The sequence below is a fragment of the Methylocaldum sp. genome, assembly GCF_039794385.1.
Classification (GTDB): Bacteria; Pseudomonadota; Gammaproteobacteria; order Methylococcales; family Methylococcaceae; genus Methylocaldum.
Genome location: NZ_JBDIVO010000013.1, coordinates 1 through 15,080 on the forward strand (window position 1 = coordinate 1; position 15,080 = coordinate 15,080).

A 15,080-nucleotide genomic window follows, 5' to 3' on the forward strand; every position below is an offset into this window, starting at 1 on the left:
CGTATGCCTTGAATTCGCCACCAAAGCGCTCCGCACCCACCTTGGTCAGAGCCGCCGTCAGGGTCGTCTTGCCATGGTCAACGTGACCAATCGTCCCGACGTTCACATGCGGCTTTGTGCGCGTAAATTTCTCTTTGGACACGACCTGGATACCTCGCTACTTCTTATTTTCTAAACATTAACCCACAGATGCCTTCTTAATCACCGCGTCCGCAATGTTCGCAGGGGCTTCTTGGTATTTCTTGAATTCCATCGAGTAAGTGGCTCGACCCTGACTTAATGAGCGCAGAGTGGTCGAATAACCAAACATTTCCGCCAAGGGAACTTCCGCCTTCAGCACCTTGATGCCGGCATTATCTTCCATCCCGAGCACCATGCCGCGCCGCCTGTTCAAGTCACCCACGACATCACCCATATAATCCTCCGGCGTCTCGACGTCCACACTCATGATGGGCTCAAGCAGGACCGGATTGGCCTTACGGGCACCCTCTTTGAAACACATCGAGCCAGCGATCTTAAATGCCATTTCGCTGGAGTCTACGTCGTGGTACGAACCGTCGAACAGCGTGACTTTTACGTCAACAACGGGGTAGCCGGCTAATATACCATTTTGCAGTTGCTCTTGCACACCTTTATCCACTGCCGGAATATATTCCTTCGGAACAACGCCGCCTACGATCCCGTTGACAAACTCGTAACCGCCAGTCTCTAACGGCTCGATCCGCAACCACACGTGCCCATACTGACCGCGCCCACCGGTCTGGCGAATGTATTTCCCCTCTTGCTCGACCGACTTGCGGATGGTTTCCCGGTAGGCCACCTGGGGCGCACCCACGTTGGCTTCAACCTTAAACTCGCGCTTCATTCGGTCGACGATAATCTCCAGGTGCAACTCCCCCATGCCGGAGATAATGGTCTGCCCCGACTCTTCGTCAGTGTGAACGCGAAAAGACGGATCTTCCTGAGCCAGTCGCTGCAGCGCGAGCCCCATCTTTTCCTGGTCACTCTTGGTTTTCGGCTCCACCGCAACCGATATTACCGGCTCAGGGAACTCCATTCGCTCGAGAACCACCGGCTTATCCACAGCCGAAAGGGTCGTCCCGGTAACAATATCCTTCAAGCCGACGCAGGCAGCAATGTCGCCAGCGCGAATCTCTTTTATCTCCTCACGGGTATTGGCATGCATGCGCAACAATCGACCGATGCGCTCTTTGTTTCCGGATTGCGAATTAATTACGCTATCGCCGGAGCTCAATACACCCGAATAAACCCGAACAAAGGTCAGGGTACCCACGAACGGGTCGGTCATAATTTTGAACGCAAGCGCCGAAAACGGCTCATTATCTTCCGATCTGCGCTCAACAGGCTGCCCGGAATCCGCATCCGCTCCTTTTATAGGAGGCACATCCACCGGGGACGGCAGATAGTCGACAACCGCGTCCAACATGGCCTGCACACCCTTGTTCTTGAAGGCGGAGCCACAGAGCATTGGAACGATTTCGAGGCCGATAGTCCGCTTACGGAGCCCGCCTTTAATCTCGTCTTCAGAGAGCTCACCCTGCTCCAGATATTTATTCATCAACTCTTCGTCAGCCTCGGCCGCAGCCTCGACCATCTTTTCCCGCCACTCAACAGCAGCGTCCGCGAGCTCTGCGGGAATGTCCGCATACACAAACGTCGCGCCGTGGTCTTCTTCGTTCCACACAATAGCCTTCATCTTCACAAGGTCGATTACGCCTTTGAACGAATCTTCAGCACCAACGGGAATTTGAATCGGAACCGGGTTCGCGCGCAGACGCTCACGCATCTGCTTATAAACCTTAAAAAAGTCCGCCCCCGTCCGATCCATTTTGTTTACGAACGCGATGCGGGGAACGCCATATTTCGTAGCCTGGCGCCACACCGTTTCCGACTGGGGCTGAACACCACCAACCGCGCAGTAGAGCATGCAAGCGCCATCCAAAACGCGCATAGAACGCTCTACTTCGATCGTAAAATCGACGTGCCCAGGAGTATCGATAATATTGATACGGTGCTCAGGATAGTTGAGACCCATACCCCGCCAATAGGTCGTAGTCGCCGCAGAGGTGATGGTGATACCACGCTCCTGCTCCTGCTCCATCCAGTCCATAGTAGCGGCGCCATCATGAACCTCACCGATCTTGTGATTTATGCCGGTATAAAACAACACACGCTCTGTGGTGGTAGTCTTACCCGCATCAATATGCGCGGAAATCCCGATGTTCCGGTATCTCTCGATTGGAGTCGTGCGTGCCACTGCTTTAACCTTCGCTAACCTAATTGGAGATAAGAAGTCACTGCTTACCAGCGATAATGAGAGAATGCTTTGTTTGCCTCTGCCATTCGGTGCGTATCTTCACGCTTCTTCACAGCCGATCCGCGATTCTCGTTCGCATCGAGCAGTTCGGCGGCCAACCTCATGACCATACCCTTCTCACTCCTCTTGCGAGCAGCATCGATTAGCCAACGCATAGCCAAAGCAGCCCTACGCGCCGGACGAACCTCAACTGGAACCTGATAGGTAGCCCCACCAACGCGACGCGACTTGACCTCCACCAGGGGCTGAACGTTTTCCAGAGCCTTGGTCAACACATCCAGGGACGATTGACTGGTCTTGGCAGAAATGTGATCCAAAGCACCGTAGACCACCTTTTCAGCCACGGACTTTTTTCCGTCCAACATCAACATATTGACGAAACGAGCCAGTATTTCGCTGCCGAAGCGCGGATCCGGAATAACTTCTCTTCTTTGAGCGACTCTTCTTCTAGACATAACGCAACCTGGAACTCAGTTAACTTTTCGGTCTTTTCGCACCGTACTTGGACCGCCCTTGGCGACGCTTTTGAACGCCCGCAGTATCAAGACTACCTCGAACAATGTGATACCTCACACCCGGCAAGTCTTTTACACGACCACCCCTAATTAAAACCACGGAGTGCTCCTGCAAATTGTGACCCTCTCCACCAATGTAGCTGGTCACCTCAGCACCATTCGTCAGGCGAACACGAGCCACTTTTCTCAAAGCGGAATTCGGTTTCTTAGGCGTAGTCGTATAAACGCGCGTACATACGCCACGCCTTTGAGGACAACTGTCCAGGGCCGGCACATTGCTTTTGTCTTTTTTTCTGACTCGCGGCTTCCGAACCAACTGGTTTATCGTGCTCATTACCAAACTCCAAAACTTTTTCGCTCAACCTTCGGAAAAATCGTCACCAGAAACCTTGCCCACCCAAAACGTTAAAAGGCGCTGGTAAAGCGGCGAAATTTAAAACTAAAAAACCGACTTGTCAACATCACGCGACCGAAACCTAAAAACCCCAGAATCGCGAGACACAAAGAAATTGGCACTTCGAGAAACATCCCTTCTTAGCTGCGCCGAGATCTACGGAGGAATAAACCAGAACCGCGAACTTGGACGCTACCCACAATCCAATTACCCTCAATCCCGGCTCACAATGACGATCGAGCACATCAACGCATCTTCACAGCCCATCACACCAATCGCCGCGGACTGATGACACCCAAGAAGACAGAAGGGATAAGAAAGAAACCTTGCCAGGACCGCCCCGCGGCCCCAGAGATCGCACGATGACTTCTTACTCGCGAGCCTGACACCAAAAAGCGAACAGAACTCACAACATGGAAATGTGGCTCCCCCGGACGGGCTCGAACCGCCGACCCGCTGGTTAACAGCCAGCTGCTCTACCGACTGAGCTACAGGGGAACAAATTGAGTCGTGGGATTATAGAAACAGACCAATCCCCTGTCAAACCCCACGCAAACCGTACAAGATGGCGCGCCTGGAGAGATTCGAACTCCCGACCACCTAGTTCGTAGCCAGGTACTCTATCCAACTGAGCTACAGGCGCGCGGCAGAATGCGTATTATGAATTATGGCACATGCCTCGTCAAATTATTTTTCTTAACAACTTCACCGCTTCTGATAGTTGCACCGGCCCTAACCGGAAAAGGTCACGCACCAGCAAAAACGAATCAGAGCACTCCCACAGCAAACCTCTACCCATGCCTTGCCCGCAGGTGATGCCGATTCAATGCGAGCCACTGAAGACCTATGATGGGAATAGCGGCCTCAATTCGGCCCCGACTAAGCCAGTCCATCGCTTGATCGAAGCTCGCCACGCGAGCCAGAATATCTTCGTGCTCCTCTTCAACACCGTGAATACCACCCAAGCCCCGTGAGTCGACGATTCCACAATACAGCGTAATTTTTTCCGAACAACCGCCGGGCGTCGGAAAAAACTCGGCAATACGAATAAGCTCAGTGATTTCACATCCCGCCTCCTCGGCGGCTTCGCGATAGGCGACGTCTTCTGGACTTTCCCCTTGTTCGAAGGCTCCCGCCACGATTTCGAGCAACCACGGATCCCCATTCACAAACATGGCTCCGACCCTGAACTGCTCGATAAGCACCACTTGATCCGCCACAGGATCATAGGGAATAACGGCAACGCTCCTGCCACGATGAAACAACTCCCTATCCAAATAGTCACTCCAGCCTCCACGAAACAATGCATGCCTAAATCGTATGCGCGACAGACTGAAGAATCCGCGATAGATCGGCTCTTCCTTGATCAACTCGAACGCCTTGTCGATTTCATTCATAATTGCGCCGACCTAGTTCAAATAGGGGCCGGCCGATACAGCAGTGCGCAGCATGTGGCCGAATGTGATACCAATGCGACTTGTGACGCGGTCCCAAAGATTTTCCTCCGGTGTGTAATTGACCATATCCTTGGCACCGATCACCGATTCTGCAACAGAACGGACATCCCCAAGCCCATCCGCTAGTCCGAGCTTAATACCTTCGTCACCCGTCCAAACCAGCCCCGAATACAGTTCAGGAGTATTCTCCTTGAGGCGTCCGGCCCGCCCTTGACGGACGGCATCGATAAACTGTTGATGAATTGCATTTAACACCGATTGCACATGTTCTTTTGCCACGGGGTCGACCGGCGAAAAAGGATCGAGAATCGCCTTGTGTTCTCCGGCCGTCATTACTCTGCGCTCGATACCGAGTTTGTTAATAGCATCCACGAATCCGAAGCTGTCCATGATTACGCCGATCGATCCGACAATGCTCGATTGGTTGACGAAGATCTTATCGGCAGCGGAGGCAATGTAATACCCACCAGAAGTGCACATATCCGCAACCACCGCATAAATCGGGAGCTCCGGTTTTAGTTTTTTTATCCGTCGAATCTCCTCGTAAACGTAAGCCGACTGAACGGGGCTACCACCTGGCGTATTCATGCGCAATATGATCCCTTTTGCACCAACTGCTTCCGCGGCTGCCCTAAGTCCTTCGATAATGGCATCGGCATTAGCCTTTTCCCCGGCGGCGATCATCCCCGCCACGTCAATAACAGCTGTATGACTTTTCTCCCCCCTACTACGCTGATCCGACAACGGTTGTGCAACCAACCAAAGCGCAACGCCAAAGTAGGCCAGCATAAGCAGCTTAAAAAATATTCCCCAGCGCCTCGCCTGTCGCTGTTCCGTAAGAGACGCCAACAGCACTTTTTCCAGCGTATCGCGCTCCCATGCGGGTGAAGGCGTCGGTGTTTCCGGCTCTTGCTCGATTTCACTCATGTCGCGTTGGTCCATAGCGTTATCTCAGTCGACTTCGTTTGCCTCAGATTCAAACCAAAGTAATTCGTCAGCTCAGAATTTCCAGAAGGTCGGTAGTCCGCTCTATACATGCCAAAGGATCAAACTCAGCCAACTCGAACAAATCATTCGCACCGCATCCGACACCTACCGCAGCGACCCCGGCATTGTGAGCCATGCGCAGATCATGAAGCGAATCACCCACCATTAAAGTCCTCTCTCGGGCGATGCCGGCTTCAGACATGAGTTGAAAGAGCATTTCCGGGTTCGGCTTGGAAACCGTCTCATCCGCACAGCGGGTCGAATGAAAAAACAGCTCCGTCCCAGTTGCGGCAAGCGCATGATTCAACCCCGCGCGGGTCTTCCCAGTAGCGACCGCAAGGCGGTAACCGCGCCCCCTCAACTCCGTCAACATATCGAGCACACCAGCGAATAAACCATCCGCACTAATTATCCTGTCACCGTAATGACGGCGATAACCTTCCGCCAAGCGGCGCGCCATTTCGGAAGGATATTCGGGAAATAAAGCCTCCATCGCCTCCATCAACCCGAGACCTATGACGGATTTAGCCTCTTGGTCAGACGGAATAGGGAGACCGCAGCCGTGCGCAGCCCGCTGCAAGCAATCCACGATCCATCCGACCGAGTCGAACAGAGTGCCATCCCAATCAAAAACCAAAAGATCGAATTGGTTCCTCATCGCGGCAGCACTTTAAGAAATTCGGAAAGCTCCTGATCAAGCGGAGCCTTTACCTCGATCGGAGTGCCCGTACGCGGGTGGAGAAAAACCGTTTCCAAAGCGTGAAGAAAAAGACGTTTCAAACCAAGTCGACGAAACTCCCGATTGACTTTCTCATCGCCGTACCGCTCATCGCCGACAATGGGATGCCCCATAGATTGAGCGTGGACCCGAATTTGATGGGTTCGCCCAGTAACCGGACGTGCCTCAACTAGCGTCGAATCAAAATAGCGCTCCCTTCGCCTGAATTCGGTAACTGCGGGCTTACCCTCGCGCGCGACCTTAACCATCCGTTCGCCGCTCTGCAAGACATTCTTTTTTAACGGCGCATCCGCAATCCATCGCGCTCTCGCCCACACTCCGGCAAGCAGTGCCAGGTAAACCTTCTTTACTTCGTCACCACGAAATTGCGCGTGCAGAGCTCGCAGGGCACTGCGCTTCTTGGCGATCAGCAAACAACCGGAGGTATCTCGATCCAAACGGTGCACAAGCTCCAAGAACCGTGCCTCCGACCGGATTTCCCTCAACCCTTCGATCACACCGAAACTCAATCCACTACCGCCGTGCACGGCCATGCCAGCAGGTTTATTAAGGACCAAAAGATCATCGTCCTCGTACAAAATGCGAGGCTCCAAACGGGCTCGCACGAAAGTCTCCGGAATTTGGCTGGGATTGCTCATCGTTACCCTAATCGGTGGAACACGGATCACATCCCCCGTATCCAGCCGATCTTGGGCCTGAATGCGTCCGCCATTTCGGCGGACTTCACCGGTACGCAAAATTCGATAAATATGGCTTTTCGGCACTCCCTTAAGGCGTGTGAATAGAAAGTTGTCGATTCGCTGCCCCGCGCTCTCCTCATCCACTTCGATCCATCTGACAGAGGCGCCACTCAATGCTTGTTTCATAGGAACATAATATCAGCTTTGCCCAGCCAAATTGATGACTCTCCTTAAGATTGTTATAGTTAGCTTACGGTTGACAGCAACCGAACGCCTAGTAGTTATCCGGACCGTGCCCGGTGGTGATAGCCCATGAAGAATTAGAACGGCCTGGACTAAATGGTCGATAAGAATGCCTATAAAGCAATCTGTCTCGGGGCTACATGACATGGGGCGGGAGAATCGTAAGTTTCGCGGTTAAATGAGGACGCCGTCGCGCAGAGCGGCGGGATACGACTCGATTTTCGAGGTAGCGGGGCTCGACTGCTCACACGTCAGCCCAAAATAGTCCATCCCTGGCAAATGCCAGATCTAACCGAGAACCGTTTGCTGAACGGAATTATTGGCGACAGACAGAACATTTTGTTTAGAAGGTCAAAGTACCAAACAGAAAAATTTGGCCGGAAAAAACGACAACAGTAGGGTTTTTTCGCTCGACCCATGACGAGCGAGTATCGCGTGACCTGAAGAGAAGAATGGAACCCCCCTCCTCCGATTGAGGCAGGGTATCCCTCGCAACGTCAAGATTCGGTTTTCAGCGCAATAGGCGCATTCACGTCAATTGAGAACACGCTTTGATTGATAAGAACAATGGCTGCATGAAACCGCTTGCCCGCTTCTTCGGGGAACCGCTAAAGGACCAGCCGGATGAGAAGAATGTTAATCAACGCCACTCAGCCCGAAGAACTTCGGGTTGCACTGGTGGACGGACAAAAACTTTACGACTTTGATATAGAAATCCCTTCCAAAGAACAGAAAAAAGCCAACATTTATAAAGGTATTATTACCCGCATTGAACCCAGTCTCGAAGCGGCCTTCGTCAATTATGGCGCCGACCGCCATGGCTTCTTGCCATTCAAGGAAATTACGCCGAACTATTTCGGACAGCCCCTGGACGAGGAATTTTCCCGCCGGGATATCAAGGATTTAGTCAAAGAGGGACAGGAAGTCATAGTTCAGGTCGAGAAGGAGGAGCGCGGGAGCAAAGGGGCGGCGTTAACGACTTACATCAGCCTGGCCGGCAGTTACCTGGTGCTAATGCCCAATAATCCGCGCGCCGGCGGCATTTCTCGACGTATCGAGGGCGATATTCGTTCCGACATGCGCGAGGTTATGAATCAACTCCAAATTCCGGAAGGCATGGGGCTTATCGTGCGGACTGCCGGGGGCGGCAAGTCAGCCGAAGAACTTCAATGGGACCTGAATTACCTTTTGCAATTGTGGGAGGCTATTGACCGCTCGGCCAAGGAAAAGGCCGCCCCGTTCCTAATCTTTCAGGAAAGCAACGTGATCATTCGTGCGCTGAGAGATCATCTCCGCGGCGATATCGACGAGATACTGATCGATGATGCGGGCACTTTCAAGCTGGTGCGCAGCTTTTTGCAGCAGGTCATGCCGCAGTTCATCCAAAAGGCAAAGCTTTACCAAGACACAGTCCCGCTATTCAGTCGTTATCAGATCGAAAGCCAGATTGAAACAGCTTACAGCCGCGAGGTCCCTTTGCCATCCGGTGGAGCCATCGTAATCGATCACAGCGAAGCCTTGACAGCGATCGACATCAACTCCGCCCGGGCAACCAAAGGCGGCGATATCGAAGAAACAGCGCTAAATACCAACTTGGAAGCCGCCGACGAAATCGCGCGCCAACTCAGACTGCGGGATTTGGGCGGTTTGTTCGTGATCGACTTCATAGACATGATGGCGGCGCGTAATCAGCGGGCCGTCGAAAACCGATTACGTGACGCGATCAAGGCGGATAGAGCCCGGATACAAATCGGCCGAATCTCTCGTTTTGGTTTGCTCGAGATGTCCCGTCAGCGCCTCCGACCGTCGCTCGGTGAATCCAGCCTGCTCACCTGTCCACGATGCAACGGCCAAGGCTCCGTGCGCAGCGTACAGTCGTTGGCACTCTCGGTACTGCGTATCATCGAAGAAGAGGCGATGAAAAAAAATACCGACAAGGTTATCGCGCATCTGCCCGTAGATTCGGCTACCTACCTTCTCAACGAAAAGCGCTCGGCTGTCGCGGACATCGAAAAGCGCCACCTAGTTAGTGTTATCGTAATACCGACCAAACATCTTGAGACGCCGGCGTATGAAATCCAGCGCGTGCGAAGCACTGGCGCAGAGGAAGAAGGAGAGCGGAAACCGAGCTATCAGATGCTGAAGTCAGCTGAATCCGAGCTCCCCAGATTTACGAGGGAAAGCGCATCAATCAGCGCGGAGCCTGCCGTTAAGGAATTCCTGCCCGCTCATCCGGCTCCGATTACTAGCGCAGGGAAACACGCCGCAGGTGGCTTCATAAAGCGGTTCTGGTCGATTTTGACCGGCGGCAAACTTGAGGATGAAGCGGAAGCTGTCGTCGAAAAGCCTCAGCCGATACTCTCACAAGTCGCTCAACACCGCCCCCATCGGATAGCCGACTTCAAACAGCGTCAGCAGTCAATGAGCGGGGAAATGCTTGAAACCAGAGAAATCGAAGCCCGAACTCCAATTCCGGAGAAACAGGAATTCGGCAATGGTGACCGGCGAACCCGAGATCAGTCCAGACGCGGGGGGTCGCGCAGGAGACGCCCGAGGCGGGGCGAGCCCGGCTTAGCGCGTAGCGGCCAGCAAAACCAAGCTAGAGAGATCGCCCCGGAGAAAATCGAAGACGCCAATCTCCCGATCCCGGAGCGTCAAACGATTGGGGACAAACCTACCGAAGAGGCACCGACTGAGACAATCATGTCCGCTCTGGTTTCCGACAATGGGGTCCAAATCGTAACCGAACCAGACCGTCCGTCGCTGGAGAAAGAGGAAAAGCCGGAGATTCCTGCGGTCCATTTGCCAAGGCCCAGGGCGCCCGAGGAATCTCGGGGCGAGCGCGAAAGCATAAGCTCAGTTAGTACGCCGGTTATCGGGTCCTTTGAGCTTGATTCACCATCGGATGATAGCGAGGAAACCGAAGCGGAAGATTTGAGTCTCGAAGCGCGTAAATCGCCTCGCCGATCCTTGGCCAAACGCCGGGGGCGCGGCAGACGAGATAAGAGGTTTAGCGCCAAACGAAGTGAGTCCAGCGAAGGACCCGATGACAGTATTCACGAAGATCGCCGCGAAACGGGTGAAGTGGTCTCGACGGCCAATGACAACCGAGCCACCGATGAGCACCGACCAGCCGAAGAAAGTCGGAGCACTACTGCCGTTGTCGTACCGGACAAATCGAGTGTCGAAAGTGGCACGGAGTGATTTTGGCCAGGGAGAAAGAAATAGCGTGCTAGTCAACTTGTCGGGCGGCTCTGCCGCCCGACAACTTCTTCGTTTGTCTTAGATCTACCGTATAATCCGAGGGCCTTTGTCGCACTGCAAATGGCTCGTACAGTTCACTTCTTAAACAATCTTCAGCGCTCAGTCACACCTCCAACTCGCTTTGCAAGTGGCTATTCAACATCTCCTCGGCATGCGCCAAGGTTTGCTGGGTGACACGGATTCCACCAAGCATACGCGCAATCTCCTGCTTCCTCTCTTCACGAGAAAGCTTTCGGACGGTCGATAGTGTTACCCCATCGGTGCTGACTTTTTCTACTAACAAGTGGTAATGACCTTGAGCCGCAACCTGAGGCAGGTGGGTCACGCAAAATACCTGCCGCCCCTGTCCCAGCGCGCGCAGTTTTTGACCGACGATTTCGGCCACCCGGCCGCCGATTCCCGTATCCACCTCATCGAATATCAAGCTCGGAACTGTCTTGGAGTCGGTAGCAGCCACCTGAATGGCTAGACTGATGCGTGACAATTCGCCGCCAGACGCGACTTTGGCCAAAGGACGCGGCGGCAATCCCGGGTTGGCGCTTACCAAGAACTCGGCCTGATCCAGGCCAAACGGGGTCGGTTCTTTCGCATTCTCGGCACCCACATCCACCAAAAACTGCCCCTGTGGCATGCCCAATTCCTGAATCATCTCCGAGATCCGTGACTGTAACCGGCTAGCGGCCGTACGACGGCGTTGGGACAACATATCGGCAACTTTCCCGTAATCCGTGAGGACCTGCCGAAGATCCGACTCCAACGCTTCGATTCTTTCCGATCCATGGGCGATACCGTTCAATTCCGAGCGTAGCGAATCAAGCAGTCCAGGCAATTCTTCCGGCCGGACCTGGTGTTTGCGGGCCAAACGATGGATATCGCCAAGGCGCTGTTCAAGCCAGTCCAGACGACCGGGGTCGGCCTCAATCCGCTCCAGTTGACGACGGAGCTGCAATGCCCCTTCTTTAACTTGCACTTGCGCTTCATTTAGGAGAGCGGTCGTTTCTTCCAGTTCGGGAGCCAGCCGGCTCAAATCCGATAGGGCATGGATAGCTTGCGCCAGGCGCGCGTTGACCGATTGACTTTCATCTTCATAGAGGAGTTCGAGCTGCGCCTGACCGGTGGTGAGAATTTTGCCAACATTGGCAAGGAGTGTATGCTCGTCAACTAGGGCCGGGTAATCGAGCCCAGAGATGTCGTGCTGCTCCAACTCGTCGATTTGGTAGCGCAACAACTCTTCGCGGGCGGCTTGATCCTTGGCTGTATTGGTAAGCTTTTCCAGCTCGCACCGAGTACTTCGCCAACGATCATAGAGATTGCCGATCTGGACCAACAACGATTCGTTCCCAGCGGCTTCATCCAGTAACCGGCGCTGCTCCGCTGCCTTCAGAAGATGTACATGAGCATGCTGGCCGTGTATCTCGACCAAGCTGGAACCCAACTCCTGCAAGGCTTGCAAGGTAACCGGGCGACCATTGACGAAAGCCTTCGAACGGCCGTCTTGACTGATAACCCGCCGCACCAGACACTCGCCGTCCTCCGATAATTCATTTTCGTCGAGCCAGCGACGCGCATCTGCAGCATCCTCCAAGCCGAACGAAAGACTGATCTCGGCGCGCGCAGCCCCGGGGCGGATGAACCCCGAATCGGCACGCTCGCCCAAAGCCAACCCCAAAGCAGTTAATAATATCGATTTCCCGGCGCCGGTCTCGCCGGTTAGCACGGTCAATCCGCGCTCAAACTCCAGATCGAGTGATCGGACGACGGCCAAATCTCTGATGCTGAGGTGGACAAGCATAGTCAGCTTCGATAACCGGAGCTCCAGTTGAGCTTCGCTCTGAGAATCTCAAAGAAATCATAGTCAAGCGGATGAAGAATGCGAAAAGTCTTAGGTTCTCTTCGAATCTCGATGCGATCCTCTATTTCGACATCAGGAAACGACACATTGTCGCAAACGACCTGAGCTTTGAATTGTTTGCTGGGACGGAAGGCAATTTCGATTACGCTGTCGTCATCCACCACGATCGGACGATTAGACAAGGTATGGGGATTGATCGGCGCTAATACGATAGCCTTAAGCGTGGGATAAAGAATCGGACCTCCAGCCGACAGGGCGTAAGCCGTAGAGCCCGTGGGAGTTGACGCGATAAGCCCATCAGAGCGTTGCGAATTCAGAAAAACGCCGTTGATCGATGCCTCAATCTCGATCATGCTGGCGGCATTCCCGCTATGCACGACTACTTCGTTAACCGCCGTCTGCTCGTATATCACATGACCGTTGCGAAAAATTTTCGCCCGCAACAGAAAGCGCTCATCGGCACTGTAGCGTCCGTCAAGAATTTCATCGAGCTTCGCTCCGGCGTCCGACGGAGAAATATCGACCAGGAACCCCAATCGCCCCAGATTGACCCCAATCAATGGAATCTCGAACTGCGCGAGAACACGCGCGGCGGATAAAAGTGTGCCATCGCCGCCAACCACAATTGCGAGATCGCAGCACTGGCCTATTTCGGCAACGGTACACGTTTCCGGCGAAGAATCGGCTACGAAATGAGCGCAGTCCCGTTGCACCAAAACACGCAGGCATCTCCCGGTAAGATGTCCGTAAAGCGAGGAAAGGGTTTCGGCTATGCGTGGCGCATCGGGCTTCCCGATTAGGGCTACGTTCCGGAAAATGGATGGCATATGTTTCTGAAGCCGCGAGCGTCCCGCGTCACTGTAAATGGGGCTGACCGGTACCGCAGCTTACATCTGAGACTGCAAATAGTTCTGCAGGCCGATTTTCCGAATCAACTCCGCCTGCGTTTCAAGCCAGTCGACCTGCTCTTCCTCATCTTCGAGTATCTCTTCCAGAAGATCTCGGGAGACATAATCTCCGGCCTTTTCACAAAACTCGACCGCTTCGCGCAGCAAAGATACGCTTTGAAGTTCCAACTGAAGGTCGCAGCCGAGCATTTCCTCCGGATTTTCTCCGATCTTCAAATGCCCCAAATCCTGCAAGTTTGGCAATCCTTCAAGAAACAAAATACGCTCGATCAACTTGTCGGCACGCTTCATCTTACCGATAGATTCATCATATTCGTGCTTGTCGAGCTCGCCCAACCCCCAGTTCCTGTACATTCTCGCATGAAGAAAATACTGGTTGATGCCGATCAGTTCGTTGCCCAGCACGCGATTAAGATAATCGATAACCGTCGAGTCGCCTTGCATAATTCTCTCCTTGGATATGGAAGCGTTCGCCATGTGGTGACCTAAGATTTACACCTAATTAGACGCCGCTTTGCTCGATATGGTATGAGCTTCTTGACACATTATCTAGGGGTTGCTAACTTTTTAGCACTCGATGGTCTCGAGTGCTAAAACCCCCACCATTCGAGGATACCGGTGCCTAAATATCCCCAATTGAGCGAGCGAGCCCAACACTTGCTTAAAGTGCTGGTGGAGCGTTATATCGGCGAAGGCCAGCCGGTTGGTTCGCGGGCTTTAGCGCGCGACACCGGCTTGAATTTAAGCCCGGCGACGATCCGCAACATCATGGCGGATCTCGAAGACATAGGGCTGATCACATCGCCACATACGTCAGCGGGACGCATGCCGACGGTAACCGGCTACCGTTTTTTTGTTGATACCTTGCTGACCATCAAACCTTTGCAGCAAGACATCATCCGACAGCTCCGCCAGGACCTGAATACTCAGGAAGATCCCGACGATTTGCTCGAAGCCGCCTCTCGCGTCCTCTCGGAAGTAACCCATATGGCGGGCCTCGTGATGTTGCCGCGCAGGGAGATAGTCACCTTCAGACACATCGAATTTATCCCGCTGTCCGGTCAACGCTTGCTGGTCATCCTGGTCACTAACGAACAGGAAGTCCACAACAAGATCATTCACTCACCCCGTCAGTTCACGCCTGCCGATTTGCAAGCGGCAGCAAATTTCCTCAATTCAACCTATGCAGGCAAGGATCTAACTGCGATCCGCGAGAGTCTATTTAACGACTTGCAGGAAATGCGGAATCGTTTAAGCCAGGAAATTATTGATGCGGCTGAAATCGCGGATTTGGCACTTAAGGATAAAGGAAAACGTCGGAACCCGTTTGTGCTAACCGGCGAAATCAATCTGATGGATTTTGCCGATTTGGCCAATATGGAGCGGCTCCGTTCCTTATTCGAAACGTTTCATCAGAAGGAAGACTTAGTCCATCTACTAGACCGTTGCCTAGAAACCCCCGGCGTCAAGATCTTTATAGGCGAGGAATCCGGCTATCGTGCGCTGGATCAGTGCAGCCTGGTAACCGCCTCTTACTCTCTCAATGGCGAGGCGGTAGGCGTACTCGGCGTTATCGGCCCCACCCGCATGGCGTATGAGCGGGTCATTCCTTTGGTTGACATTACCGCGAAATTGTTGGGGGCCGCCTTGAATCAAAAATCGCTGACCCCATCTTAATTCTTAACCCATATTGGTAGAAATCG

General features: G+C 53.5%; 13 protein-coding genes and 2 tRNA genes. 2 read left to right on the top strand and 13 right to left on the bottom strand.

Translation table 11 applies throughout. The features are described from left to right. The 10 genes from ABJK70_RS02345 to rluC all read right to left on the bottom strand — a co-directional run. On the bottom strand, positions 1-142 hold a 142-nt coding region (locus tag ABJK70_RS02345; RefSeq protein ID WP_347257345.1), incomplete at its 3' end, for a GTP-binding protein. A gap of 36 nt (positions 143-178) precedes the next feature. Continuing rightward, positions 179-2,278, bottom strand: coding sequence for an elongation factor G (fusA, locus tag ABJK70_RS02350; RefSeq protein ID WP_077728353.1), 2,100 nt, complete (start codon positions 2,276-2,278; stop codon positions 179-181). Between the two features lie 44 nt (positions 2,279-2,322). After that, a complete protein-coding gene (gene rpsG, locus ABJK70_RS02355) occupies positions 2,323-2,793 on the bottom strand; it encodes a 30S ribosomal protein S7 (RefSeq protein ID WP_077728354.1) in 471 nt (156 codons plus the stop codon). A gap of 19 nt (positions 2,794-2,812) precedes the next feature. Further along, on the bottom strand, positions 2,813-3,187 hold the full coding sequence (gene rpsL / locus ABJK70_RS02360; RefSeq protein ID WP_077728355.1) for a 30S ribosomal protein S12: 375 nt from the start codon (positions 3,185-3,187) through the stop codon (positions 2,813-2,815). Positions 3,188-3,669: 482 nt separating this feature from the next. After that, positions 3,670-3,745 (bottom strand) — tRNA-Asn (locus ABJK70_RS02365). Positions 3,746-3,813: 68 nt separating this feature from the next. Next, positions 3,814-3,890 (bottom strand) — tRNA-Arg (locus ABJK70_RS02370). A 148-nt stretch (positions 3,891-4,038) separates the two neighbouring features. Then, positions 4,039-4,635 (bottom strand): NUDIX domain-containing protein, encoded by a 597-nt coding sequence (locus ABJK70_RS02375; RefSeq protein WP_077728532.1) that lies wholly within the window; start codon positions 4,633-4,635, stop codon positions 4,039-4,041. Positions 4,636-4,656: 21 nt separating this feature from the next. Next, positions 4,657-5,646, bottom strand: coding sequence for a S49 family peptidase (locus ABJK70_RS02380; protein WP_240502379.1), 990 nt, complete (start codon positions 5,644-5,646; stop codon positions 4,657-4,659). A 52-nt stretch (positions 5,647-5,698) separates the two neighbouring features. Next, positions 5,699-6,349 carry an HAD-IIIA family hydrolase gene (locus tag ABJK70_RS02385; protein WP_077728356.1) on the bottom strand — a complete coding sequence of 217 codons (651 nt, stop codon included), beginning with the start codon at positions 6,347-6,349 and terminating at the stop codon, positions 5,699-5,701. Further along, positions 6,346-7,296: a 23S rRNA pseudouridine(955/2504/2580) synthase RluC gene (gene rluC, locus ABJK70_RS02390; RefSeq protein ID WP_077728357.1), complete on the bottom strand. Its 951-nt coding sequence runs from the start codon at positions 7,294-7,296 to the stop codon at positions 6,346-6,348. The genes ABJK70_RS02385 and rluC overlap by 4 nt, the downstream gene beginning before the upstream one ends. Before the next feature lie 681 nt (positions 7,297-7,977). On the opposite strand from rluC, the gene ABJK70_RS02395 reads away from it, so the two are divergent. Continuing rightward, entirely contained in the window at positions 7,978-10,557 is a 2,580-nt protein-coding gene (locus ABJK70_RS02395) for an Rne/Rng family ribonuclease (protein WP_347257338.1), read from the top strand. A gap of 163 nt (positions 10,558-10,720) precedes the next feature. Here ABJK70_RS02395 and recN read toward each other — a convergent pair whose 3' ends face one another. From recN to bfr, 3 genes are read right to left on the bottom strand one after another with little or no spacing between them, the layout of a single operon-like run. Then, positions 10,721-12,409, bottom strand: a complete 1,689-nt coding sequence (recN, locus tag ABJK70_RS02400; protein WP_077728359.1) for a DNA repair protein RecN — start codon at positions 12,407-12,409, stop codon at positions 10,721-10,723. A gap of 2 nt (positions 12,410-12,411) precedes the next feature. Then, positions 12,412-13,296, bottom strand: a complete 885-nt coding sequence (locus tag ABJK70_RS02405; RefSeq protein WP_077728360.1) for an NAD(+) kinase — start codon at positions 13,294-13,296, stop codon at positions 12,412-12,414. Positions 13,297-13,356: 60 nt separating this feature from the next. Then, positions 13,357-13,821, bottom strand: a complete 465-nt coding sequence (gene bfr / locus ABJK70_RS02410) for a bacterioferritin (protein ID WP_077728361.1) — start codon at positions 13,819-13,821, stop codon at positions 13,357-13,359. A gap of 174 nt (positions 13,822-13,995) precedes the next feature. On the opposite strand from bfr, the gene hrcA reads away from it, so the two are divergent. After that, positions 13,996-15,054, top strand: a complete 1,059-nt coding sequence (gene hrcA / locus ABJK70_RS02415) for a heat-inducible transcriptional repressor HrcA (RefSeq protein WP_077728362.1) — start codon at positions 13,996-13,998, stop codon at positions 15,052-15,054. Positions 15,055-15,080 lie beyond the last annotated feature (26 nt).